A 25,725-nucleotide genomic window follows, 5' to 3' on the forward strand; every position below is an offset into this window, starting at 1 on the left:
GTCCCGCCGACAGGACAGCAGCGGCCGCCGATCCTTCGGCGATCGGGTACCGCGGCTGCGGTCGGCTGTGCCGTGCCAGGGCTGAGTCCCCCGGCCGCCCCCGCTCACACATCATGACCGCGGCCGGGGAGCGGGCCGGCCCGATCCGGATCACCGGACCGGTGCACGCCACCACCGGTATCCCCCGTCCTCACCCGAGGATCGGCGATGCTCAATGCGGACGGCTGCACGCCCTGGCCATAATCCGCAATGTGTGCACACGGCCCCGTGCACAACCACGCCATTGCCATCACATCACCGAAAAGTTAGGTTGACCACCGGGAGAATCGCCCAGCGGCTTCCGGGTACGCCAAACAAACATGCATTGAAGGTGGTTTCCTTGCTTAAGTCACAGCGGCTTGCGGTGCTGCCCATCGACTCGTACGACCTGGACTCCGAGTTGTCCATCGTGGACCGCCACGAGTACGGCGGCGAATATGACACCTTCACCTTCGGGTCGTGGTCGTCCCATGTGCTGGCCAACGGCAGCGGCGCCGATTCCGACACCGCCTTCCGCCCCCACGTCGGGAGTCTGGCCCTCACCGGACTGGGCAAGCAACTGCAGGGCATCATGTCCCTCGTCACCAGTCATTTCCCTCTGGACCGGCTGCAGTGGGTGCGCATCTTCAGCCTCCGTGACGGAATCATCTCCCCGCACGTGGACTTTCTCGAATGGGCCGAGCCGGGGACCAGGTTGCAGATTCCGCTGCGTACCAGTGAAGAATCCCTCCATTCCGAGAACGACACCGTCTATCACATCCGGCGCGGTGAGGTGTGGAAGATTCACACGACTGACCCCCATTCTGCACGCAGTACCTCCGGGACGGCCCGGCTCTCCCTTTGTCTGGATTTCGCGGGCGCCGAGGAGCCCATTGCCATCCGCGACGACATTCCCGCGGCCGAGCCGATCCGCATCATGGAACGGCCCGAGCCGACCGACGCGGAAATCGAAGAACTCATCGAGTCCGGCAGGAACTTGACCCCAGCGACCATGCGGCCGGAATTCCGTCGCTTCGCTGAGCTGCACTTCGAGCGGCGCGCGCATGCCACTGCGGCGTTCGACTGGTACATAGAGGCCGTGCGGCGTACCGGGAATGCCGAGATGGTCGCGAAGGCCCAGGCCTTCCGCACGTACTGCATCGAGAAGCGGAGCGACGGGGAGGCATTCCACTGGTGAGGGTCACGGCCGGGTGCGGGGGCCCACCCCTCACGCACCGGCGCATCGGCACCCGGTAGGGCGGCGAGTTCGGCCGGCAGCCCTCGTCGCGGCTCGTGGCCGGACGACGGTTCCCGTCAGCGCCGCGTGCGGCTCCGTCGCGCCGGCGGCCCGCTCCGCCCCGAACACCGCCGCCTCTTTCACTCCGGGGTCCTGGACGCGCAGGGCTTCAGGTTCGCGGGGCTCCGCCCCGCTGCCACGTGCAGCCTCGGTGGAACACCCGCCTCGGCGATGCGCGGGCCGCCCAGGATGCGCGCCCGGCGGGAAGGCCGCACCCCGTCCGGCGCGCTCTCCCGTCTCGCGAACCAGGCGCTGAGCACCATGCGCCGCCGCGCCCTGACATGGCGCCGGGTCGCGCCAACCGGTGCCACCCGGCGCCAAGCCCTCCCTTGCCATCAGCGTGCCGACCCGCCCGCGCCACCCTCACTCAGGCCACTCCGTCGCGGTTCTCCCAGGTCAGAGCCGTCGCTTTTCTTCGCGACACGCACAGCGCCATGCGCCATTGCGCATGGCGCCACACTGGTGCCATAATGGCTTTATGGACCTGACGCCGTATGTCGACGCCCTCCACCGCGAACTCGCGGTGGCCGCCGCAGCCGGCGGCGACGAAGCCCGTGAGCTGGCCGCGAGGCTCACCGCTCCCCTCGAGTCGGCGACCCGGATGACCATGCTCAACGTGCTCTCCGCCGCGATGGACGAGGTCACCCGCGAGCTCGCCCCCGGCTCGGTGGACGTACGGCTGCGCGGACTCGACCCGGACTTCGTGGTGACGCCGCCTCCCACCAGCGGTGCCACCACCGAGCCGACCGAACCTGTCGCACCGGTCAGGCCCCTCAGCCCGGCCGACGGTGAAGAGGGCGGCACCGCCCGCGTCAACCTGCGGCTGCCGGCCCACCTCAAGGCCCGCGCCGAGGAGGCCGCGGCCCGTGAAGGCCTGTCGGTCAACGCATGGCTGGTGCGCACCGTGTCCGCCTCGGTCGACAGCAGTACCCGGCCGCGCACGACGGAGAAGACCCGGACCATGGGACAGAGCTTTTCGGGCTGGGTGCGCTGACCGCGCCCCCGGCCGCACCACCCCACCCACACCACGTCCCAGCAGCGGGACGTCCTGAAGACCCAAGAGGACGGGACAGCCATGCCTACTTTCGACACCACCGAACCGATCTCGGTCACCGCTTACGTGTACGACGGTTCCATCCGGTTCACCGCGGACGACCGCCTCGACACCGCAGTCGAGGTGCGGCCCCGCGACCCGAAGAAGGACCTGGACGTACGGACAGCCGACCAGACCGAGGTCACCTACGCGAGCGGCGTCCTGACCGTCACCACACCCAAGGCCAATCTGCTCGGGCGCGGGGGCTCCGTCGACGTAACGGTCGAACTGCCCGCGGGCTCGCGCATCGATGTGACCGGCGACGGGGCCCAGGTGCTCGGCGAGGGCCGGCTCGGCGAAGTCCGCGTCAAGACGTCATCCGGCGATGTCCGCCTCGACACCACCGGCCCGCTGCAGCTGACGGCGTCGCACGGCTTGAGCAGCGTTGACCGGGTCGAGGGCATGGCCGAGATCACCAGCAGTACCGGCAACGTGCGCGTCGGCCTCGTCGACGGCCCCGCCGTCCTGAAGAACTCGCACGGCACCACGACCGTCGGCGCCGTGACCGGCGAGCTGCGGGTGAGCGGCGCCAACGGTGGTATCGACATCGCGCGCGCCGAGGCGTCGGTCACCGGCACCACCACCAACGGCCATCTTCGCGTCGCCGAAGTCGTATCCGGCAACGTGCAGTTGGAGACGTCAAACGGCTCCATCGAAGTCGGTGTCCGCGAAGGCACCGCCGCCTGGCTCGACGTCCGCTCCAACCGCGGGCAGGTACGCAACACGCTGGCCGAGTCCGAAGCCCCGGAGCAGGCCGAGGACTCCGTCAGGGTCCGCGCGCGGACCAACTGGGGCAACATCGACATCCGCCGGGCCAAGGCCTGACCCCGGAAGACCCCGCCTCACCTCGCTCGCTCAACTCCCCCAGCCACTTCAGCCTTCGAACGGGAGGGCCCTATGCCTTCTTCTGTCATGCCCACATCCCCCCACGGAGACGGCCACGCGTCACCGGCCGCCGTCTCCGCCGTAGGTCTCTGCAAGTCCTACGGCGAGCAGACCGTCCTCGACGGCATCGACTTCACCATCCCGGCCGGGTCCGTGTTCGCCCTGCTCGGACCCAACGGCTCCGGTAAGACCACCGTCGTGAAGATCCTCTCCACCCTCATCCACGCCGACAGCGGGCAGGCCCGGATCGCAAGCCACGATCTCGCCACCGACCCGCAGGCCGTGCGTGCCGCGATCGGCGTCACCGGGCAGTTCTCCGCCGTCGACAACCTGATCACGGGCGAGGAGAACATGCTCCTCATGGCGGACCTGCACCACCTGTCCAAGGAGGAAGGCCGCCGCGTCGCCACCGAACTGCTGGAGCGCTTCGACCTCACGGACGCCGCGAAGAAAGCCGCCTCCACCTACTCCGGTGGCATGAAGCGCCGCCTCGACCTCGCCATGACGCTGGTCGGCAACCCGAGGATCATCTTCCTCGACGAGCCGACCACCGGCCTCGACCCACGCTCCCGGCACAACATGTGGCAGATCATCCGCGAGCTGGTCATGGGTGGCGTCACCGTCTTCCTCACCACCCAGTACCTGGAGGAGGCGGACGAGCTCGCCGACCGTATCGCCGTGCTCCACGACGGCAAGATCGCCGCCCAGGGCACCGCCGAGGAACTGAAGCGGATGATCCCCGGCGGGCACGTCCGGCTCCGCTTCACCGACCCGGCCGCCTACCAGAGCGCGGCCCTCGCGCTGCGCGAGGTAACCCGCGACGACGAGGCACTGACACTGCAGATCCCCAGCGACGGCACCCAGCGCGAGCTGCGCTCGCTCCTCGATTGGCTGGACTCGGCCGGCGTCGAGGCGGACGAACTGACCGTGCACACACCCGACCTCGATGACGTGTTCTTCGCCCTGACCGGCGGCGGCAGCCGGCACGTCCCCCACCAGCCCAAGGAGACCGACCGATGAGCTCCCTCTCCCTCGCCGCGCGCGACGCCTCCACGATGCTGCGCCGCAACCTCCTGCACGCGCGGCGCTATCCGTCGCTCACCCTGAACCTGCTGCTCACCCCGATCATGTTGCTGTTGCTGTTCGTCTACATCTTCGGCGACACCATGAGCGCGGGCATCGGTGAAGGTGGCGCGGACCGGTCCGCATACCTCGCCTACATCCTCCCCGGCATCCTGATGCTCACCATCGGCGGCACCACCATCGGCAGCGCGGTGTCCGTCTCCACAGACATGACCGAAGGCATCATCGCCCGCTTCCGCACCATGGCGATCCACCGCGGATCGGTGCTCATCGGGCACGTCATCGGCAGCGTGCTGCAGTGCGTGCTGAGCGTGCTCCTCGTCGCAGCTGTGGCCGTGGCCATCGGATTCCGATCCATCGACGCCACCGCCGTGGATTGGGTCCTGGCGCTCGGGCTGCTGACACTCGTCTCCCTGGCGCTCACCTGGATCGCGGTCGGGATGGGCCTGTCCAGCCCGAACGTCGAGGCAGCCAGCAACAACGCCATGCCGCTGATGGTCCTGCCGCTCATCTCCAGCGCCTTCGTCCCGGTCGACGCGATGCCGGGCTGGTTCCAGCCGATCGCCGAGTACCAGCCCTTCACGCCCGCCATCGAGACCCTCCGCGGCCTCCTGCTGGGCACCGAGATCGGCCACAACGGGTGGCTGGCCGTGGCCTGGTGCGTGGCACTGACCGTGCTCGGCTACCTCTGGTCCAAGTCGCTGTTCAACCGCGACCCGAAATAACGGGACCGAATCCGGCATGATGTCCGCCGGTCGATGGCCCGCCGCACAGGAGCGGCGTGCCATCGACCGGTGCGGCAGCGGTCAGCTCTTCACCGTGCCGTCGCGCAGACGGTCGATCATGTGCCGAGTCGTCTCGATCGGGCTCTCCTCGGAGAGCTCCCGCGAACGCGCCGGCAGCGCCTCGTTGAGTGCGGCCACCTTGTCGTTCCACTCGTCCTGGCCGGCGAAGGGGATCGTCTCACCCACCTGGTGGGCGGGGAACGGGCGGTAGCTGTTCAGGCCATCGCCGTCGGATCCCCGTACGAGCAGCGGGTCGAGGTAGACCCCTTCACTGTGGATCCGCGTGGTCGTCGAGATGTAGCCGATGTCGAGACCGCACCGTCGCTTGGGGGACGTGTTCGCCTCCGAGCAGTGCAGCAGATGGGGATGGTGGATCGAAACATCGCCCGGCTGGAGTTCGATCTCCACAATGCCGCGCTTCTCCGCCCACTCCCGCACGAGCGTCTCGTCCGAGGCGGAGAACAGCATGTTCGGCTCGTCCGTGCGGATCGACGGCTTGTGCAGCGGCAGGGTGTGACTGCCCGGAATCATCCGCAGGCAGCCGTTCTCCGTGGTGCTCTCGTCGACGGCCAGCCACACCGTCAGCGCCTCCATCGGACTCAGCGACCAGTACGCGCCGTCCTGGTGCCACAGCACGGGTTGTCCGTCGTACGGGGGCTTGCATATGTAGTGGGCGGTGAAGCAGGCCACATCCGGGCCGAGGAAGAACTCCGCGATGTCCACCAGGCGGGGGTCCGAGACCAGACGTGCCCAGAACGCGTCATTGCGGATAAGGGGGTGGTGGAAGTGCTCAGGACGCAGATCCGGATACTTGTTGGTGAGCCAGTCGACGTGAGCGCGTGCCTCACTCAGGATCTCTGGTGGCACGACATTGCGGATGATGGAGAAGCCCTGTTCGGCGTATTCCGCCGCAGCCTTCTCCAGAACGCTATCGCCGAGTTTGTTCATGCGTCAGCTCCTTCTCAGGGGTGCCAGATACTGCTTGCCGTGCGGAACGAGTACGTGGATCCGCCACTCTCTCCCGACGCCGGCTCCTGGAATACAGCTCTGGAAACGTAGAGGTGATGCGAAGCAGGGTGTCGACGCGACACCAAAACTGATGCGCAGTCACTGTCGGCCGACAGGGCGTTCCTGCGAACGGCTCTGCTACCGGTGGAAAACGATTCCAGTGGCTCGTCTGCGTGCACAGAGATCGAGGCTCACACCCCATGACGATCCGCCGGTCCGGGTCACGCCGGGACAGTCGTGGGAGCACGCCCCGTGCCTTCTCGCCGTTTCCCAGCAGTCCTGTTTTCTGTCCGCCGACAGTCCCATACTCTGTCCGCCGCGCAAGAGGGTGTCAACGTCCCAAGGGCCTGAAAGCTCTCCGCCGGGACATCACACGTCAAGCATTCCCACAGGCCCCCGCAGCGCCGGGGACATCCCCCGTCGTGATCGCCCCTGGTGTGCCCGAGGCAGGCCGCAACGCCGTCCGGCGCCCCTGCCCAGAAGCAGCGAAGTCCGTAATTGTGAAAGGCGAGCGCGGAGCGCAACAACGAACACGCATTCCCCTTTCCGGCCGGCGGGGGGCCGGTCCGACGGCAACCCGCCCTGTCCCGCCGACGAGACACCGCGAGGCCGCCGGCCACCCCTGCCGGGCGCTGAGCGGAGCGTCGGCGAAGCGGAGCAGCTCACCCTCTTGCGGAGCCGCGGGGCCGCGGAGCCGCACGACCCGGCGCCCGCGGTGCGTGCACGCCAGCGAAAGGAATGGGGGCCGTCCGACGAGTCGGTCACGTTCGCCCTTCAGCCGGCCTGGCCGGTCACCTCGGCTGATCGCCGGTGGGGCCGGCTCGGCACTCGCGTGAGGAGCAATCAGAGTTTCCACTCGCAAAGACTGTGCAGTGTTGAAGGCCCGCCGAAGGCCCATGGCAGTATCAGCGAGTGCAGATCGGAATGCTGGGTCCATTCGAGGTTCACGCAGGCGACGGCAGCTTGGTCGACGTGCCGGGCGCGCGGCTGCGCGGACTGTTGATCGCCCTCGCGCTGCAGCCGGGTCACGTGGTCCCGAAGGCGTCGCTCGTCGATTGGATCTGGGGTGAGCACCCGCCCTCCGACTCCGCGAACGCCCTGCAGCGCTTGGTTTCCCGGCTGCGGAAGGTGCTGCCGGACGGTTCGGTCGAGGGGCAGACGGACGGCTATCGGTTGACGGTGGAGCCCGACTGCGTCGACGTCGTGCGGTTCGAACGCCTCGTCATCGCGGGCCAGGCCCGCAACGAGGACAGTCCCCGTCGGGTACGGCTGCTGCGTGAGGCCCTCGGACTGTGGCGCGGTGCGGCCATGCAGGACGTCGGTCTGCAGGACAGCGCCGCCTTCGACGCCGCGGTGGTCCGGCTCGAGCGGCTGCGCCTGACCGCCACCGAGGAGCGGGTCGACGCGGAAGTCGCCCTCGGGCGCGGTGCTGAGGTGATTGCGGAGCTCACCGACCTGGTGGCCGTGCACCCGGTGCGGGAGCGGCTCGTCGCCGCACTGATGCGCGCCCTCGTCGCGGCCGGACGCAACAACGAGGCGCTGCAGGCGTACCAGCGGGCGAGGGAGGCTCTGGCCGACTCACTTGGCGTCGACCCCTCACCGGAACTGGCCGCGTTGCACGTCGGGCTGCTGCGGGGGGAGCTGGGGTGTCGGGAGGAGCCCCGCAGGACCAACCTGCGTGCCGAGCTGACCACCTTCGTCGGCAGGGGCACCGACGTGGCCGCGGTCCGCGACCTCGTCGCCGAGTACCGGCTCACCACTGTGATCGGGTCGGCCGGCGCAGGGAAGACCAGGCTGGCCACGGAGACCGGGCGCACACTGCTCGATGACCTGCCGGACGGGGTCTGGGTTGTGGAGCTCGCCGCCATCGGCACGGACGGCGACGTGGCGCAGTCCACGCTCGCTGCCCTCGGCCTGCGGGACGCCCTGCTCGGCGGGGCCCCGAACGCGGAGCCGACGGACCGGCTCATCGCCGCGATACGTGAGCGGGAAGCACTGCTGATCCTGGACAACTGCGAGCACGTGATCGAGTCCGCGGCGGTGTTCGCCCACCGGGTACTCGGGGAGTGCCGGCGGTTGCGGATCCTGGCGACGAGCCGGGAACCGCTCGGCATCACCGGCGAGGCACTGTGGCTGGTCGAGCCGCTGGCGGTGCCGGACGGGGACGCGGACCCGTCCGAGATCGCGTCCTCACCCGCCGTCCAGTTGCTGCGGGAAAGGGCCAGGGCGGTGCGCCGGGATCTCACGGAAGACGCCCACACGCTGACGATGACGGCCCGCGTCTGCCGGGCGCTTGACGGGGTGCCGCTGGCGATCGAACTGGCCGCGGCCAGGCTGCGCACCATGTCCCTCGAACAGCTCGCCAACCGGCTCGACGACCGGTTCCACCTGCTGACCAGCGGCAGCCGGACCGCGCTGCCACGGCACAGGACACTGCGCGCGGCCGTCGACTGGAGCTGGGAGCTGCTCTCGGCCGCCGAGCGGACGGTGCTGCGCAGGCTCTCGGTGTTCTCCGGTGGGGCGAGCCTGGAAGCTGCGGAACGGGTCTGTGCCGGCGGCACGGTCGAGCCGGAGCAGGTACTCGAGCTGCTCACCTCGCTCACCGAGAAGTCGCTGCTGCTCGCCGAGGGGGACAGGGCACCGCGCCACCGCATGATCGGCACGATCAGGGAGTACGCCGGGTACCGGCTCGCGGAGGCCGGGGAATCGGAATTGGCGCGCCGCGCGCACCTGGCGTTTTTCACCGAACTCACCGAGACCGCGGAGCCGCACCTGCGCCGCGCCGAACAGCTGGAGTGGCTGGCCGTGCTCGGGGCCGAGCACGACAACATCAGTTCCGCGATGCGCGGCGCGCTCGCGGACGGCAAGGCGCAGGCGGCGATGCGGCTCGCGGCGGGGAGCGGCTGGTACTGGTGGCTCAGCGGACACCGGGCCGAGGGCATGGAGCTGATCACCGCAGCCGCCAGGAAGCCCGGGGAGGTGACCGAGGAGATCCGGGCGACGGTGTACGCCCTCATCGTGCTGTTCTTGAACTCGGGTCCGGGCGACGAGCACCTGGCCGCTGAGTGGATCCACAAGGCGTACCGGTCCAGCCGGCGCAGCCGGTGCAGCCACCCGCTGATCGGGTTCGTGGCCCCGCTGGAACGCATGCTGCAGGCGCCTGACGCGTTCCTGCCCGCGTTCGAACCACTGCTGGAGGACGAGGATCCCTGGGCGCGCGCGCTGGCCCGGCTGCAACTGGGCAAGATGCGCATCGTCCTCGGCAGTGCCGGACAGGACGGCAGGGACGCGGACGCGTACCTGGAGACGGCGCTCGCCGAGTTCCGGGTGATCGGCGAGCGGTTCGGGATTTCGTTCGCCCTGACCGAGCTGGCGGACCGGATAGCCGTGCGCGGCCGCTTCGCCGACGCGTGCCGGTACTACGATCAGGCGATCGCGGTCGTCACCGAGGCCGGGGCCACCGAGGACGTCATTCACATGCGGTCACGGCAGGCGCAGCTGCATTGGCTCCTCGGCGACAAGGACGCCAGTGCGGCCGCCATCACCGAGGCAGAGCGGTACGCGCAGCGCGTCACCTGGCCGGGCGCGCTGTCCGTGCTGGCCCTGTCGAAGGCGGAACTCGCCCGGTGGAGCGGCGACGCCGAGGAGGCGCACAAGCAACTCGGTGTCGCGACGGCCCTGCTGGGCCACGAAGCGGAGCAGGCACACATTCGCGCGGTGTCACACGACCTCCTCGGCTACCTCGTCGACGACCTCGGCGAAGCACGGGAGCACCGCGCGGCGGCCTGCGCAGCGGCGTCGGAGGCGGGACACGCGCCGCTGATCGCGCAGGTGCTCGTCGGTGTAGCAGATCTGGCACTGCGCCGCGACGAGCACGCGCAGGCCGCGCGGCTGCTCGCGGCGAGCGCGGGTGTGCGCGGGCTGCAGGACCGCTCCCACCCGGACGCGGCCCGGATCGAGAGGAACGTGCGACGCCGCCTCGGCGAGGGAGGGTACGCCGAGGCGGCTCGGGAGGGGACGCGGGCCAACTGGTCTCAGCTGGCCGCGATCACGCTCGCTTCTTGAAGGTGGAGACCGCCCAGACGTAGCCGAGGACGGCGATCCCGACGCACCAGGCGAGAGCCACGATGGCGTCGCCGCTCGACGGGTTGCCCTCGAAGAGACCCCGCAGCGTCTCGATGATCGGGGTGAAGGGCTGGTACTCCACGAACTGCCGCACGCCGGTTCCCATGGTGTCCGCGGGCACGAACGCGGTGCTGAGGAACGGCAGCATGATCAGCGGCACGGTGGCCATGCCGGCCGACTCGACGGTCTTCGCGGCCAGCCCCAGGGCGACGGTGAGCCAGCTGACCGCAAAGCTCAGCAGGAGGACGAGACCGATGACGCCGAGCCAGTCGAGGGCGTTCGCGGCGGGGCGGAATCCCATCGCGAAGGCCACCCCGATGATGGCCGTGCAGGCCACCAGGCAGCGCAGCATGGTGACGACGACATGTCCGGTCAGCACGGCCCCTCGGGAGACGTCCATGACCTTCAGCCGGTTGATGATGCCCTTGGTCATGTCGTCGTTCACGGCCGTCGCGGTGGCCCCGAGTCCATACTTGATGGCCATCACGAGCAGACCGGGTGTCGCGTAGTCGATGTAGTTCACGCCGACGTCGAACCCGCCGCCGAGCACCTTGACGAACATGAACATCATCACTATGGGGAACAGGACCGCGTTGAACACCGTGGTCGGGTTCCGCAGGGTGTGCTTCAGGTTGCGGCGCAGCATGATCGCCGAATCGCCCAGCGACGTCGAGACAGTGCTCACTGCGCGCTCACCTCCGTGCTCTTGTTTCCGGTCAGGGCGAGGAAGACGTCGTCGAGGTCGGGAGTGTGCACGGAGAACTCCTGGGCATTGAGCATGTTCTCGTCGAGCCGGTCGAGCAGGGCCCGCAACGAACTGGACTCACCGTCGCTGGGCACCCGCAGGGTCAGCTCCTGGTCGTCGCGCGTGGACCCGGCCAGGACCCGCGCCGCCGTGTCGAGGTCGTCGAGGTCGGCGAACCGGAGCCGGACATGGGAACCGGGAACCTGGCGCTTGAGCTCCTCAGGAGTGCCCTGGGCGACGAGGCGGCCCTGGTCGAGCACCGCGATCCGGTCGGCGAGCTGGTCGGCTTCCTCGAGGTACTGGGTGGTGAGGAAGACAGTGGTGCCGTCGGCCACCAACTCGCGGACGATCTCCCACATCGCGCGCCGGCTGCGGGGGTCGAGCCCCGTCGTCGGCTCGTCCAGGAAGATGATCTTCGGGTTGCCGACCAGCGTCATCGCCAGGTCCAGCTTCCGACGCATACCGCCGGAGTAGGCCGACGCCATCTTGTCCGCCGACTCCGCCAGGTCGAACCGCTCAAGGAGGCGGGAGACCAGCTGCTCACCGGACTCCACGCGCTTCAGGTCCGCCATCATCTGCAGGTTCTCCCGGCCCGACAGCAGCTCGTCCACCGCGGCGAACTGACCGGTCACACCGATGGCCGCGCGCACCTGCTTGGTCGCGGTGGCCACGTCGTGCCCGGCGACGTGGACCGTCCCGGCGTCAGCCTTCAGCAACGTCGCCAGGACGTTCACCGTGGTGGTCTTGCCCGCCCCGTTCGGGCCGAGCATGGAGAAAACCGATCCCGCGGCGACTTCGAAGTCAATGCCGTCGAGCACGACTTTGTCGCCGTATGCCTTGCGCAGCCCGGAAACTGCGATCGCCAGACTTTTCATGCCGCTACCGTCCCTGCCAGATCTGACACCGACCTGTCACGCCCCTGACGCGCCCCTGACGCGCCGGCCGGCTCCGTGATGGACCACACCGTCCCTGCTCGGAGCGTGCGCACAGCCGGCGCGTGACCGCCCCAGCCGGTTCAGGCCGAGGGGGCAGCGCCGAACGCGGGGGACCCGCCCGCGCCAGAGCGAGAAGGGCATCCGCCACTGAGACGGATGCCCTTCTCGAAACAGCGGCCGGAACAACCCGGCGACGCTGCGCGGTGACAGCCCCTAACGACCGCCGGAGGATCTCCTCTCGATCACGTCCAGTACCTCCCGGCCGCGGTCGACCAGGTACATGTGATCGCCCGGTAGCTCCACATAGCTGAAGTCGCTCCTGGTCGCGTCCCGCCACTGCTGAGCCTGGTCCGCGGTGACCAGGCCGTCGGCGCTGCCCCGCAGCGAGCAGATCGGCACCGACACCGGTTCGTCGGTGCTCGGAACGTAGTTCTCGTGCATTTCGCAGTCCGCCTGCAGCACGGGGAGAATCAGATCACGCATTTCCGGGTGGTCCAGAGCCTCGTGCCGGAACCCCGCGAACTCCTCGACCCGGGCGAGGAACTCCTCATCCGGAAGCCCTGTCGCCCGCTTCTCCCGCTGGGTCCACGGGCCCGGCGAACCACTGACGACCAGCCGCTCGACGCGCACACCGCGCGTGCTCAGCAGATGTACCAGCTCGTACGCGAGCACCGCGCCCAGGCTGTGCCCGAACAGCACGGTCCGCGTCCCTTCCCCGAGGTCCGCGACAATGTCGTCGACCGAGTTCTTGGCCGCTTCGACGACGTTCCGGTACGGAGTCTCCAGAATCCGCCGCTCCCTGCCGGGCAGCTCGACCGGGACCACTCGCCACCGGTCGGCGGCCAGCGCCCGCCACGGGTGGAAGAACGCAGTTCCCGCCCCAGCGAACGGCACGCACAGCAGCGCGGTACGGTCCCGGTCCTCACCGGACATGCCGGGTTCTCTCACCCCGACCAACCCCAATCATCCTTGTGGTAACGAGGAAGCCGGCCCATCACTGCGCCAGCTTGCGTGCGATGATCTCCATGATGCGGCCTGCGGGCTTGGGCATGTGCAGGTCGTGGTGCGTGGCGTCCACCCCGTACTCCTCGATGGAACCGAGGACGTAAGGTCGCCAGTCGGGCCCCCACGACGACACCTCCTCGGTCTTGTCCAATTTGGCGTTGAAGTACAGCAGGTCTCCGCGGTAGACCGGTGATTCGAAGTCACCCATCTTGTTGAGGTTGTTGGCTCCCACCTTCGACATGTTGCTCAGAAAGCTGTCCATGTTCTCGGTGCTCATGAACTGGCCGAAGATTTCCTCGACGTCGGCCCGGTAAAGGTCCGGCGTCCTGCCGGAGACTTGCTTGAACCCGCTTTCCGGATGGGAGGTCGCCGGTTGGGCGTCGAGGACGGCCACGAGGGCGACCTCGTGCCCACGCCGGTCCAGTACCTCCGCGGCGGCGTGCGCCAGCGGGCCGCCGTAGGACCAGCCGACCAGGTGGAAGGGCCCTTCCGGCTGGGTCTCCAGGATCTGATCGACGTAGTCGTCGATCATCTCCTGCACCGACCCCATCAGCGGGTCCGTGCCGTTGGAGCCGCGGGACTGCAAGGCGTAGGCCGGCCGGTCCGGCACGTACGGAACGAAGGTGAAGTACGCCCAGCCGAGGCCACCCCCTCCGTGGAAGAACCACACCGGTGGTTTTCCCGTACCGGGATCCCTGTTCAACGGCAGCACGACCTCGAACGAACCGGCTTCTTCACCGGGTACGCCGCCGATGAGCACCAGCGCGGCCAACTCGGCCACCGTGGGGTACTGGATGATCGTCTTCAGGGGCATGTCGACGCCGAACTGCTTGCGGATGCGGGCGCTGAGCCGGGTGGCCAGGAGCGAGTGCCCGCCGAGGACGAAGAAGTTGTCGTCGATGCCGACCCGCTCCAGGCCGAGCAGATCGCAGAAGAAGGCACACAGCTTCTCTTCGTGGGAGTTGCGCGGCTCTCCGCTGCTCACGATGGTCGCGTGCTCCGACGGCAGCGCTCCCCGGTCGAGCTTGCCGGCCGGATTCAGCGGAATCTCCGAGAGCGGCACCACCGCGGCCGGGACCATGTAGTCCGGGAGGCTCTTGCGCAGGTACTCGGGCAGCTCGGCCAGCAGCGGACCGATTGCCTTGGCGAGAGCGGGGGCGTTCGCCCAGGTCCTCTCGTCCGCACCGCCGGGAACGAATCCTCCGGAGACGGACCGCCCCTCGGGCAGCAGCACCGCGTCGAAGCTGTGAACGGCCCGGCCCGACCAGGTGAGGACCACGTCCCGGCCCTGCTGCCGCGCCCATGCGGCGAGGTCCTCCGGATCGACCGGTCTGCCGACGGGGGCGTCCGCGCTCAGGACACCGGCGGAGACAGCCGCGGCGGCCTCGTCCACCAGCCGCGCGTTGGGTATCCCGCTCACCCGCACGGGGCCGCCCGCCCGCTCCGCGCAGCTGCCCAGGCCGGCCAGGTCGGACACCTCCCGGCCCCACGGCACCGTGGGCACACCGGTCAGGTCGAGCACGTCGGCCGGCTCCTTGTGCAGCACGACCTCGTAGCGGTGCCGGGTCAGCTCGTTGTGCGCCTGGCCCGGCTTCAGCCGGATGTCGACTCCGACGGAACGGTCCGCCGCCCACTGAGCGAACCATTCCGGGGCGACCACGAGCTCCCGCTCGGCAAGGAGCGCCTGCTCCACCAGTGCCCGCACCTCCTCGTGCGAGGCGTGGGGCTGCGCCGTCCGCTTCGCCGCGGTCGTCAGAAGACGGAGCGTAGCGGCGTTGCGGACGTCACCGACGATCAGCCGGCCCCCCGGCGCGAGGAGTTCCATGAGTCCGTGCAGCACCCGGTCCAGGTACTCGACGCTCGGGAAGTACTGCGCCACCGAGTTGATGACCACGGTGTCGAACCCGCCCTTGGGCAGCCCGGAGATGTCGTCGGCCGCCTGGGCGCTGAGCCGGACCCGGTCGCCATGGCCTGCCTGCTCGGCCTGGGCCCGGACGCGGTCCACGACCGTGGGCGAGATGTCAGTGCCCCAGTACGCGTCGACATCGCCGATGATCTTGGCGAGGAGCAGGCCGGAACCCGCGCCGATCTCCAGCACCCGCCGGGGTGCGAAGCGCAGCACCTGTGCCACCGCCGCGTCCCGCCACTCCCGCATCTGCTCAAGCGGAATCGGCCGACCGTCGTACACCGAGTTCCACAGCCCGAAGTCCTCGCCCCAGGCCGCGTCGCCGGAGTCGGCATAGCTCTCGTCGTAGACGTGACGCCACTCATCCACCTGTGCGTCGGCATCGGTCACCGCGGCGTCCGGGTCAGGTACGACGTATGCCACGAGGCGCTGCTCGCCCTTCTGGTCCTTGCGGGCCACCACAGCCGCCTGTGCTACACCGGGATGTCCGGTCAGCACATGCTCGATGTCACCCAGTTCGATGCGGAATCCGCGGATCTTGACTTGGAAGTCGGTCCGGCCGAGGTACTCGATCTGGCCGTCCCTGGCCCATCGCACCAGGTCCCCGGTGCGGTACATCCGAGACCCCGGAGCACCGTACGGGCAGGCCACGAACCGTTCCGCGGTCAGCCCGGCCTGCCCCAGGTAGCCCCGCGCCAGACCCACCCCGGCCAGATACAACTCACCAGCGACCCCGGGCGCGACCGGACGCAGCGCCGCGTCCAGCACATACACCTGCGTGTTCCAGATCGGCGTGCCGATCGGCAGCCGATCCGCCCCCGGCACGTACTGCGCCGCCGTCACCTCCACCGACGCCTCGGTGGGCCCGTACAGGTTGTGCACCTCACACCCGGGCAGCACATCCGTGACCCTGCCGGCCAACGCCGCCGGGAACGCCTCACCCGCGACCTCGATCCAGCGCAGACTCACACACTCCTTCGCAGCCGGCTCAGCAATGAACGCCTCCAGCAAAGAAGGCACAAAGTCCGCACCGGTCACCCGCTCCCGCCGTATCAACCCCGCCAAATACGCCGGATCCCGCCGCCCGTCCGGACGCGCCACCACCACACCCGCACCCACCTGCAACGGAGCGAACAACTCAGGCACCGACACATCGAAACTCGCCGACGTACTCAGCAACACCCGGTCCTGCGCACCCACCCGGAAATGCTCCAGACCCCACCGCAACCGATTCATGATCGACCGGTGCGCCACCGGCACACCCTTCGGCCCACCAGTAGAACCCGACGTGAAAATCACATACGCCGCATTGTCCGGCGACAGCGAACGCTCCGGATTCGTCTCCGGATACCCGGACACCTCCGGAAGCACCCCATCCAGCACCAGCAACGGCTCCGCACACTCCAGCACATGCCGCACCCGGTCCTCAGGCAGCTCGGTATCCAACGGCACATACGCCGCACCCGCCTTCACCACCGCATAAACCGCCACCAGCAACTCAACCGACCGCGGCACACGCACCGCGACAAGCCGCTCAGGACCCGCACCCCGCTCGACCAGCCAATGCGCCAACCGGTTCGCACGCCGGTTCAACTCCCCGTACGACAGACTCTCCCGCTCACCCACCACCGCAACACACTCAGGCGTCCGCTCCACCTGAGCCTCGAACACACCCGGCAACGTCCCCCCACCCACCGGACACGCCGTCTCATTCACCCCCCGCACCAACCACTCCCACTCATCCTCCGCCAACACCTCCACCCCACCAACCGCCACCAACGGATCAGCGACCACCTGTTCCAGAACACGCGCGAACTGACGGGCGATCGCCTCAGCCGTCTCACGGTCGAACAGCTGGGTCGCGTACATGAGGTCGCCCCGCAGTGCGCCGGAGTCGTCCATGGCAATGCTCAAGAACAGATCGGCCAGCGAAGTCTGTGTGAGGAACTGCTCGAACTCCACTTTCAGCCCGGGTAGTTCGAAGTTCTGCTTCTCGAAGTTCTGCCAGGCGAACATCACCTGGAACAGCGGCTGGTACGCCGTGGAGCGTTCGGGGTTGATCAACTCGACCAGCATCTCGAACGGCACGTCCTGGTGCTCGTAGGCTGCCAGCGCCTTGTCCCGCACCCGGGCGAGCAGGTCCACGAACGACGGGTTGCCGGAGAGCTCGACCCGCAGTACCTGGGTGTTGACGAAGAACCCGACCATATCGGCCAGCGCCTCGTCGGTCCGCCCGGCGATCGGAGTGCCGATCGTCACATCGTCCCCGCCGCCCAGCTTGCGGAGAAGCACCCCCAGCGCGGCTTGCAGGACCATCGACATGGTCATTCCGCGCTCGTCGGCCAGCTTCTGCAGCCCGGCCGCCACCTCCGGTTCCACGACAACGTCGACCGAGTCGCCCTGCGAACTTCTCTCCGGTGGCCGCGGGCGGTCCAGCGGAAGGTTCAACGGCTGCGGTACCCCGGCCAGCTCCGCGCGCCAGTAGTCGGCCTGTGCCGCGGCCAGGCTGCCAGGATCGGCCACGTCGCCGAGCAACTCGCGCTGCCACATCGCGTAGTCCTTGTACTGCACGGGCAACGGCGCCCAGGCCGGTGCCGCACCGTTCCGCCGGGCGGTGTAAGCGGCGGTCAGGTCCCGGGCCAGCGGCCCTCCCGAGACGCCGTCCGCGGCGATGTGGTGGATGAGCAGGACCAGGACGTGTTCCTCGGGCGCACAGCGGAACAGGCGCGCCCGGATCGGAATGCCGGCCGCCAGGTCGAACCGGTGCGCGATGAACTCGTCGACCGCGCCGGAGAGGTCCTCGGGCGCCACGTCGACCACCGGCACCTGCAGCACCACCTCCGCCGACGGCAGGATCCGCTGGTGCGGCTCGTCGTCGTCGTCCGTCACGTACGCGGTGCGCAAGATCTCGTGCCGGTCGACCAGGTCGCGGATCGCCGCGACGAGGGCGGCCCGGTCCAGTGGCCCTGTCAGTCGGAACGCCGGGGAAATGTTGTAGGTCTCTGCCCCGTCCTCCAGTTGGTGCGTGAGCCACATACGGCGTTGTGCGAACGAGAGCGGAAGCACTGGCGTTACTCCTCTACGATCATCTTGCGGAGACTGGGCCGAAGGGGAACTGCGGATTCCTCCGACCACGCGGCGAGCGCGGCCACCGTCGGCAGGTCGAAGAGCTTGCGGATGGGAATCTCTGTCCGCATCTCTGCGCGGGCCCGGGTGATCAGCCGGGTGGCGAGCAGAGAGTGCCCTCCGAGCTCGAAGAAGCCGTCGTCGATGCCGACCCTCTCCAGGCCGAGCACCTCGGCGAACAGCTTTGCCAGGGCCTTCTCGCGAGCGGTGCGGGGCGCCCGGAAGGGCGTTCTGGTGGTGAGGTCAGGGGCAGGCAGGGCCTTGAGGTCGAGCTTGCCGTTGGGGGACAGGGGCAGCCGGTCGACCGGTACGCAGGCGGCGGGGACCATGTAGTCGGGCAGCCGCTCGCTCAGGTACTCGTGCAGAGCAGCCGGGTCCGGGACGGGGTCGCCGGGGGCAGGGACGAAGTAGGCGGCCAGGCAGGGGGTGGTGTCGCCGGTTCGGCGGGTCACCACGGCGGCCTGCGCGATGTGGGGATGGGCCGTCAGGGCGGCTTCGACTTCGCCGGGTTCGACGCGGTAGCCACGGATCTTGACCTGGGTGTCGATGCGGCCCAGGTGGTGCAGCTCACCGTCGGGAGTGATGCGGGCGAGGTCGCCGGTGCGGTACATCCGGGAGCCGGGAGGCCCGTAGGGGTCAGGGACGAAGCGGTCGGCGGTCATGCCGGGCTGACGGTGGTAGCCGCGTCCGGCGCCGGCCAGGTAGAGCTCGCCCGGTGTGTCCGGGGGCAGCAGCGCCAGGCCGGGGCTGAGGACGTAGGCGCGTACGCCGGGAAAGGGGCGGCCGATGGGCACCCCGGTGGCGTAGGGGTCGTCGGGGTCCAGGAGGTGGCCGGTGGCGTAGAAGGTCTCGCTGGGGCCGTAGCTGTTGATGACACGGGCTTCGGGCCAGCGCGTGCGCACCCGCTCCGCCAGGACCGGGGTCAGCACCTCGCCGGAGATGTTCAGCGCCGTGGGCCTGATGCGGCCGGCGAGCTGGTCGACGAGCTCGGCGAAGGCCGACGGCACCGAGCAGATGACGTCGACGTCCCAGGTGTCGCGTTCGGCCAGCTCCAGCACGTCGCGCACGATTTCGGCGGTGCCACCCGTGGTGAGCGCGGCGAACGTCTCGAAGGTGGCGACGTCGAAGCCGAACGAGGCGGCGACCAGCACCCGCCGGCCCGATTCCATTCCCGCATGCGCGACCAGGGCGTCCACAGCGTTGACGACGGTGGCCTGGGTGACGCCCACGCCCTTGGGCACGCCGGTGGAACCGGAGGTGTAGAGGACGTAGGCGAGGTTCCCGGGGCGGGCCGTCGGACGTGACGCGGTTTCCGCGGCGCCCGTGGCGACCCGAGCCGTGGTCTGGAGATCGATGTCGTCGAGGAGAAGAACGGGGATGTCCGTGGCGGGGACGAGCGTGCGGGTGTCGGCGTCGGCGAGGAGCAGATGGGGCCGGGCCCCGGGGAGGACCTGCGGAAGGCGGGAAGCGGCGTAGGCGGGGTCGACGGGCAGATAGGCCCCGCCCGCCTTGAGCACAGCCAGGATGGCCACCACCATGTTCACGGTGCGTGGCAGGAGCAGACACACCACTGTCTCCGGGCCGACCCCGTGCCCCGCCAGCTCGGCCGCGAGCCGATCGGCGCGGGCGTTCAGCTGGGCGTACGTGAGTGACTCGCCCCCGGCGACCACGGCGACCGCGTCGGGGGTCCGCACCACCTGTGCCTCGACGAGCTCGGTGATCGTGACGTCCCGGGCCGCGCCGACCGTCTCGTCCAACCGGGCCAGCAGCTCGCGTTCGGCCGGCTCCAGGGAGTCGGCCTGCGCGACCTTGAGCTCGGGGGTGACCGCCAGTTGCTTCAGGAAGCGGACAAGGCGGGCCGCGTACGTCACCACCGTGTCCCGGTCGAAGACACCCGGCGCGTACTGAATGGCGAGTTGGAGGTGCGGGTCGGCCGCCGCCGTCAGACACAGTGCGTAGTGGTTGCCCGCGAACGGGCGGAGGCCGGTGAAAGCGATTCCGTCCGCGGCATCGCTGGCCGCGCCCAGACCCTTCCGGTCGACCGGGTACGACTCGAAGACGACCAGCGTGTCGAAGAGAGACCGCACACCGACGGCCTGTTGGATCTCCGCGAGCCCGTAGTAGTGGTGCTCCACCAGGCCGGCCTGCCGGCTCTGAAGCCGGGTCAGAACCTCGGCGAGGGTGTCACCGGGCGCGTACGCAACGCGTACGGGAAGGGTGTTGATGAACATGCCCACCATCGACTCGACCCCCGTCACCGCAGGCGGGCGGCCCGAGACGGTGGTGCCGAACACCACGTCCTGGCGACCGGTCAGCTGGCCGAGCAGCAGCGCCCAGGCGCCTTGGACCAGGGAGTTGACGGTGACGCCCAGTTCGGACGCCCGCCGGACGAGTTCGCGCGCCTCGTCGAGCGGGAGCGCGATGTCGACCTGGTCGCGGCCACCGTCGTCCGCGCTCGCTGAGTCGGGTGCGAGCAGGGTCGGTTCCTCGACCCCTTCGAGTTCGGCCGCCCACGCACGTGCCGCCTCGTCCTGGTCCTGCCGGCTGAGCCAGGAGAGGAAGTCGCCGTAGTCACGGGGGCCGGGCAGACCGGCCGGGTCGCCGTCGGAGGCGTAGAGCAGAAGCAGGTCCTGCATGAGCAGGGGCGTGGACCAGCCGTCGTAGAGCGCATGGTGGGCGGTCAGCACGAGCTCGGTCCGGTCGGGTCCGAGAACGGCGAGTGCCAGCCGCATCAGTGGCGGGGCGTCCGCGTCGAAGTAGGTCGTCCGGTCCTGCTGAAGGAAGCGCTCGAACGTCGCTTCCGCCTCGCCGGTGGCGGTCAGGTCGAGGTACTGCCACGGCAGGGTCAGCGCCTCCGGCACGACCTGCACGAGATCACCGTCCGCCCGGTCGACGAACGCGGCGCGGAGGCTGGGGTAACGGTCGAGGAGCGCCTGCCCGGCCCGGGACATCCGTTTCGGGTCGACCTCGCCGGACAGGTGGAACACCAGCTGTATGTGGTAGGGGTCGAACGACGCCCCGGCAAGCATCGCTTGGAAGAGGATCCCGGACTGCGCAGGGGTGGTCGGCCATACCTCGGCCAGCTTGCCGAAGCGGGCCTCCCATGCATCGATCTCCTCCTGGTCCACGTCGACCAGGGGCGCGTCGCCGGGAGTCAGCCCGCCGGCGTCAGGGCCGGTGGTGTGCCGGGCCAGGGCGGTCAGCGCGTCGACCCACAGTCCGGCCAGCTCGGTCACCTCCTCCCGGGAGAGGACGCCGGTGGGAAAGCCGAAGTAGGCGGTCAGCTCCTCCCCGTCGGCCGTACGGGTGGCCACCGCGTTGATCTCCAGAGCCGACAGCACCGGCATGTCCTGATCCGGCGCGGCGACCAGGTCCCGGTGCGTGGTGTCCGGTGCCCAGCCCAGCCCCCGCAGTTCCTCGGGGATGTCGGCGCCGGAGGACTTGCCGAGGTAGTTGAACCCGATCTGCGGTTCCCGCTGCCCGGTCAGGGCTGCGGAGGTCTGCGGGTTGAGGTGGCGCAGCAGGCCATAACCCATGCCCTCGTCGGGGACTGCCCGCAGCTGCTCCTTGACGGCCTTGATCGCCTTCCCGGCGGCCTTGCCGCCGGCGAACGCGTCCGCCACGTCGATGCCCGATACGTCCAAGCGCACCGGGTACATCGCGGTGAGCCACCCGACCGTGCCGGACAGGTCCGCGCCGGGCACCAGGTGCTCTTCGCGGCCATGTCCTTCACGCCGGATGAGAGTGGAGGGGGCGATGTCGCCCCGCTTCTCGCGCCAGCGTGCCAGCGCCAGCGCGAGCCCGGCCAGCAGCCCGTCGTCGCCCCCTCCACGGAACACGGCGGGCACCGTGTTCAGCAGCGTTTCCGTGACGTCCGCCGGCACCTGGACGCGGACCGTGTCAACGGTGGCCGCGACATCACACGTCAGGTCCAGCTCCCGCGCCCCGAGCACCGGCTCGTCCCCGGCCAGGATCTCCTGCCACACGGGGAGTTCCGCCACCCGCTCGGGAGTGGCCGCCTCGTCGGCGAGGGCATGCGCCCACCGCCGCAACGACGTGCCCGTCCTCGCCGGTTGCGGGCTGCGGCTGCCGCCTCTGACCCGCTGCCAGGCGGACACCAGGTCCGGGACCAGGATCCGCCACGACACTCCGTCGACGACCAGGTGGTGCAACACGATCAGCAACCGGTCCCCCTCCGCGGGGGAGGTCAGCCACACGAACTGCGCCATCACGCCCGCGTCCGGATCCAGGCGGTCCGCAGCCGCATCCAGCTCGGCCTGCACATCGGCTTCACCGTAGGCGGCTTCGCGCACCAGCGTGTCGGCGTCCACGCTGCCCACCGGCCCCACCCGCAGGCCCGGATGAGCCCGGTCGAGCCGGGCACGCAGCACGTCGTGCCTGTCAAGCAGCGTCTGCAGCGTCGCGACCAGACCCGCACGGTCGATGTCCCGGGGCAGGGTCAGCATCCCGGACATGCAGAACCGGCCGATGCCGCCCCCCAGGGCGAGCACGTGCGCGGCGGTCGGCGTCAGTGGCGCCCAGCCGACGCCGCCTCCCGGCAGCTCGGCCAGGGACACCCGCTCCTTCTCGGCCCGGCCCTCGACCAGCTCCGCGAGCCGGGCGACCGTACGGTGCTCGAAGACCTCCCGCGTCGTGACCGCGACACCGCGCGACTTGGCCCGCGCGACCACTTGGATCGACCGAATGCTGTCCCCGCCACTGGCGAAGAAGTCGTCGTCGATGCCCGCCTGCTGGGTGTCGAGCACATCGGCGTACACCTCGGCCAGCACCCGCTCCGCCTCGCTGCGCGGCGCGCGGTACGCGGCATCGGTGAACTCCGGCTCCGGCAGCGCGGCCCGGTCCAGCTTCCCGTTCGCGGTCAACGGCAGCCGGTCAAGCACCACGAGCTGGGCGGGCACCATGTAGTCCGGCAACCGCTCGGCCACGAAGCGCCGGAGATCCGGCACCGGGACACTGGCATCGCCTTCTCCGGTACGGCCGTCCACAGGCACCACATGGCCCACGAGCCGTGGCCTGCCGGCCTGATCCTCGCAGAGCGTGACCACCGCCTGGCTGACCGCGGGATGCTGGGCGACGACCGCCTCGATCTCGGTCGGGTCGATACGGATGCCGTTGACCTTCACCTGGGAGTCGGCACGTCCCGTGTACCTCAGTTGCCCGTTCTCGTCCCAATGCGCCAGGTCACCGGTGCGGTACATCCGCGCACCGGCGGGACCGAAGGGGCAGGCGACAAATCGCTCCGCGGTAGCGCCACCGCTCCGGTGATAGCCGCGGGCCAGCAGACCGGCGACGTACAGTTCACCGACCACACCCGGCGCCACCGGCGTCAGCTCCGGCCCGAGGATGTAGGCGCGCATGTTCGCCAGCGGCCTTCCGACCGGTATCGCCCCGCCTTCGGCCCACTGCTGCGGCAGGGTGAACGTGGAAGCGTAGAAGCTCTCCGTCTGCCCATAGGCGTTGATGACGCGAACCCCGGGCAAGGCGTCACGAACCTTGCGGACCAGATCGGCCGAGAGTGCCTCACCGGCGAAGATCACGGTCTCCACATCGAGCTCGAGGCTGCCCGCGTCCTCGGTGACGATCTGGTCCAGCAGCGCGGAGAACACCGTCGGCACAGCACTGATCGTGGTACCCGACCAGCTGCGGCGTTCGGCGAGTTCCAGCACGTCACGAACGATCTCGACACTCGCCCCGGCAGCGAGCGCGGTGAATATCTCGAATACGGAGACATCGAAGTTCACCGAGGTCGCGGCGAGCATCCGGGATCCCGCATCGACACGCGCTGCCCGGCTCAGGTCCCGCACGCCGTTGACCACGCTGGCGTGGGTGATGGCCACACCCTTGGGAGTGCCGGTCGATCCGGAAGTGAACATCACATAGGCCAGATTGTCCGGACCGACTCCGGTATCCGGGGCGTCGAGAACGGGGCCGTCGAGGTCCAGGTCGCCCAGGTGAAGCACCGGCTGCCGGCACAGTGCCGCTGTCCCCGCCGTTTCGTGATCGATCAGTACCAGTGCCGGATCGGCGGTACGGAGCAGGAGGCCGACTCGCGCGGACGGGTAGTCGGGATCGATCGGCAGGTAGGCGCCGTCGGCCTTGAGTACGGCCAGGAGTGCGATCACCAAGTCCGCCGATCGCGGCAGAGCCACCGCCACCAGTACGTCCGGACCGACCCCGTGTTCGCGCAACACCGCGGCCAGCCGGTCGGACCGGGCGTCCAGCTCTGCGTAGGACAAGGTGGTTTGCCCGCACGTCACCGCTGTCGCATCCGGCGTCCGCGTCACCTGGGCGGCGACCAGCTCCGGCACCGTCGCGGCCCGTACCGGGACCGTCGTCTCGTTCAGCTCTGCCAGCCGGTCCCGCTCCGAAACGGTGAGCACGTCCACCCCACCGAGCCGTACCCCGGGATCGGCCACCACCTGCCGCAGCAGCCGCACGAAGCGGTCGACGAGACTCTCGGCCGTGGCGTGCTCGAACAGCTCCGTCGCGTACTCAAGCCTCCCGTAGGCATGCCCGGACGGGTCGGGGACGATGTTGAAGAACAGGTCGAACTTCGCGGTACCGGTGCCCGCCGGGACAAAGGAGACCCGCAGACCCGGTATCTCGATCTCCGACCACGCGAACTGCCAGGCCAGCATCACCTGGAACAGCGGCTGGTAGGAGGTGGTGCGGTCCGGTCCGAGCAGCTCCACCAATCGCTCGAACGGAACATCCTGATTGTCGTAAGCGGCAAGAGCCCTCTCGCGCACCCGCTCCAGCAGGTCGCCGAACGACGGGTTTCCCGACAGGTCGGCGCGCAGCACCCAGGTGTTGGCGAAGAACCCGACCAGGTCCTCGAGCTGCTCATCGGCGCGCCCCTCGATCGGGCTCCCGATCGTCAGGTCGTTGCCGGCGCCGAGGTGGTGCAGGAGCGCGGCGAGCGCGGCCTGCGCGACCATCGGCGCTGTGGCACCGTGGTCTGCGGCCAGCTTGCCGATTCCGGCGAGCAGTTCCCGGTCCAGCTCGAAGTCGACATGGCCGCCGCGGTGGCCGGCCGCCGTGGGCCGTGGCCGGTCGAGCGGCAACTGCACCGGCTGCGGCACTCCGGCCAGCTCCTTGCGCCAGTAGTCCAGTTGCTCCGCAACGATGCTCTCCGGGTCCTCCTCGTCACCCAGCAGCTGCCGCTGCCACACCGTGTAGTCCTTGTACTGCACCGCCAGGGGCGTCCACTCAGGCGCACGCCCCTGGTGGCGAGCCACGTACGCCGTCAGCAGATCCCGCATGAACGGCGCCATCGACGCACCGTCCGCCGCGATGTGATGGAACACGAACACCAGCACGTGCTCCTGTGGGGAGACGCGGAACACGGTGGTCCGCAAGGGGAGCTCGGCTTCCAGGTCGAACCCCTCGCACACCACCTCGCCCAGTGCGGCATCCACCGCGTCCGCGGCGACGTCGACCACCCCGAAGGGGAGGGCCGCGTCCTCCGGCGGCAGGACCTGCTGCTCCGGCGTACCGTCCGCGTTCTCGACCACCAGGGTGCGCAGGCTCTCGTGCCGGGTGACGACATCCGTCACCGCCGCGGACAGAGCACCTGTGTCCAGCGGCCCCTCCAGACGCAGCACGAACGGAATGTTGTACGTCGCGGACGGGCCTTCCAGACGGTGGAGGAACCACAGCCGACGCTGGGCGAAGGACAACGGGATCATCGTTG

General features: G+C 69.4%; 12 protein-coding genes. 6 read left to right on the plus strand and 6 right to left on the minus strand.

The genetic code is table 11. The features are described from left to right. Positions 1-214: 214 nt before the first annotated feature. The 5 genes from PJ985_RS05295 to PJ985_RS05315 all read left to right on the plus strand — a co-directional run bounded on the left by PJ985_RS05295 (position 215) and on the right by PJ985_RS05315 (position 5,101). Positions 215-1,216, plus strand: coding sequence for a putative nonproteinogenic amino acid hydroxylase (locus PJ985_RS05295; protein ID WP_271682350.1), 1,002 nt, complete (start codon positions 215-217; stop codon positions 1,214-1,216). A gap of 577 nt (positions 1,217-1,793) precedes the next feature. Continuing rightward, positions 1,794-2,309 carry a toxin-antitoxin system HicB family antitoxin gene (locus tag PJ985_RS05300; protein ID WP_271682351.1) on the plus strand — a complete coding sequence of 172 codons (516 nt, stop codon included), beginning with the start codon at positions 1,794-1,796 and terminating at the stop codon, positions 2,307-2,309. 81 nt (positions 2,310-2,390) lie between these two features. Next, complete coding sequence (locus tag PJ985_RS05305) at positions 2,391-3,233, plus strand: DUF4097 family beta strand repeat-containing protein (RefSeq protein ID WP_271682352.1); 843 nt, start codon at positions 2,391-2,393, stop codon at positions 3,231-3,233. Positions 3,234-3,320: 87 nt separating this feature from the next. Continuing rightward, entirely contained in the window at positions 3,321-4,313 is a 993-nt protein-coding gene (locus PJ985_RS05310) for an ATP-binding cassette domain-containing protein (protein ID WP_271682353.1), read from the plus strand. Then, positions 4,310-5,101 carry an ABC transporter permease gene (locus tag PJ985_RS05315; RefSeq protein ID WP_271682354.1) on the plus strand — a complete coding sequence of 264 codons (792 nt, stop codon included), beginning with the start codon at positions 4,310-4,312 and terminating at the stop codon, positions 5,099-5,101. Before PJ985_RS05310 ends, PJ985_RS05315 begins: the two co-directional genes overlap by 4 nt. Before the next feature lie 81 nt (positions 5,102-5,182). Here the strand turns inward: PJ985_RS05315 and PJ985_RS05320 are convergent, their stop codons facing one another. Then, positions 5,183-6,109 carry a phytanoyl-CoA dioxygenase family protein gene (locus PJ985_RS05320; protein ID WP_271682355.1) on the minus strand — a complete coding sequence of 309 codons (927 nt, stop codon included), beginning with the start codon at positions 6,107-6,109 and terminating at the stop codon, positions 5,183-5,185. Positions 6,110-7,081: 972 nt separating this feature from the next. Between PJ985_RS05320 and PJ985_RS05325 the strand changes: the two genes are divergently transcribed. After that, positions 7,082-10,234, plus strand: coding sequence for a BTAD domain-containing putative transcriptional regulator (locus PJ985_RS05325; RefSeq protein WP_271682356.1), 3,153 nt, complete (start codon positions 7,082-7,084; stop codon positions 10,232-10,234). Here the strand turns inward: PJ985_RS05325 and PJ985_RS05330 are convergent. The 5 genes from PJ985_RS05330 to PJ985_RS05350 form a co-directional block, all read right to left on the minus strand. Further along, complete coding sequence (locus tag PJ985_RS05330) at positions 10,218-10,979, minus strand: ABC transporter permease (protein WP_271682357.1); 762 nt, start codon at positions 10,977-10,979, stop codon at positions 10,218-10,220. The two genes, PJ985_RS05325 and PJ985_RS05330, sit on opposite strands and share 17 nt — an antisense overlap. Next, entirely contained in the window at positions 10,976-11,914 is a 939-nt protein-coding gene (locus PJ985_RS05335; protein ID WP_271682358.1) for an ATP-binding cassette domain-containing protein, read from the minus strand. The genes PJ985_RS05330 and PJ985_RS05335 overlap by 4 nt, the downstream gene beginning before the upstream one ends. A 273-nt stretch (positions 11,915-12,187) precedes the next feature. Beyond that, positions 12,188-12,907, minus strand: a complete 720-nt coding sequence (locus PJ985_RS05340) for a thioesterase II family protein (protein WP_271682359.1) — start codon at positions 12,905-12,907, stop codon at positions 12,188-12,190. A 61-nt stretch (positions 12,908-12,968) separates the two neighbouring features. Further along, positions 12,969-17,951, minus strand: coding sequence for a non-ribosomal peptide synthetase (locus tag PJ985_RS05345; RefSeq protein WP_271682360.1), 4,983 nt, complete (start codon positions 17,949-17,951; stop codon positions 12,969-12,971). 5 nt (positions 17,952-17,956) lie between these two features. Beyond that, entirely contained in the window at positions 17,957-25,720 is a 7,764-nt protein-coding gene (locus PJ985_RS05350; RefSeq protein WP_271682361.1) for a non-ribosomal peptide synthetase, read from the minus strand. Between the last annotated feature and the right edge of the window lie 5 nt (positions 25,721-25,725).

Source organism: Streptomyces sp. ACA25 (assembly GCF_028200735.1).
Classification (GTDB): Bacteria; Actinomycetota; Actinomycetes; order Streptomycetales; family Streptomycetaceae; genus Streptomyces.

Coding starts and splice junctions, on each gene's coding strand:
- PJ985_RS05295 (WP_271682350.1), top strand. CDS start 215: ATGCGGACGGCTGCACGCCCTGGCCATAATCCGCAATGTGTGCACACG.
- PJ985_RS05300 (WP_271682351.1), top strand. CDS start 1,794: ATGGACCTGACGCCGTATGTCGACGCCCTCCACCGCGAACTCGCGGTG.
- PJ985_RS05305 (WP_271682352.1), top strand. CDS start 2,391: ATGCCTACTTTCGACACCACCGAACCGATCTCGGTCACCGCTTACGTG.
- PJ985_RS05310 (WP_271682353.1), top strand. CDS start 3,321: ATGCCCACATCCCCCCACGGAGACGGCCACGCGTCACCGGCCGCCGTC.
- PJ985_RS05315 (WP_271682354.1), top strand. CDS start 4,310: ATGAGCTCCCTCTCCCTCGCCGCGCGCGACGCCTCCACGATGCTGCGC.
- PJ985_RS05320 (WP_271682355.1), bottom strand. CDS start 6,109: ATGAACAAACTCGGCGATAGCGTTCTGGAGAAGGCTGCGGCGGAATAC.
- PJ985_RS05335 (WP_271682358.1), bottom strand. CDS start 11,914: ATGAAAAGTCTGGCGATCGCAGTTTCCGGGCTGCGCAAGGCATACGGC.
- PJ985_RS05340 (WP_271682359.1), bottom strand. CDS start 12,907: ATGTCCGGTGAGGACCGGGACCGTACCGCGCTGCTGTGCGTGCCGTTC.
- PJ985_RS05350 (WP_271682361.1), bottom strand. CDS start 25,720: ATGATCCCGTTGTCCTTCGCCCAGCGTCGGCTGTGGTTCCTCCACCGT.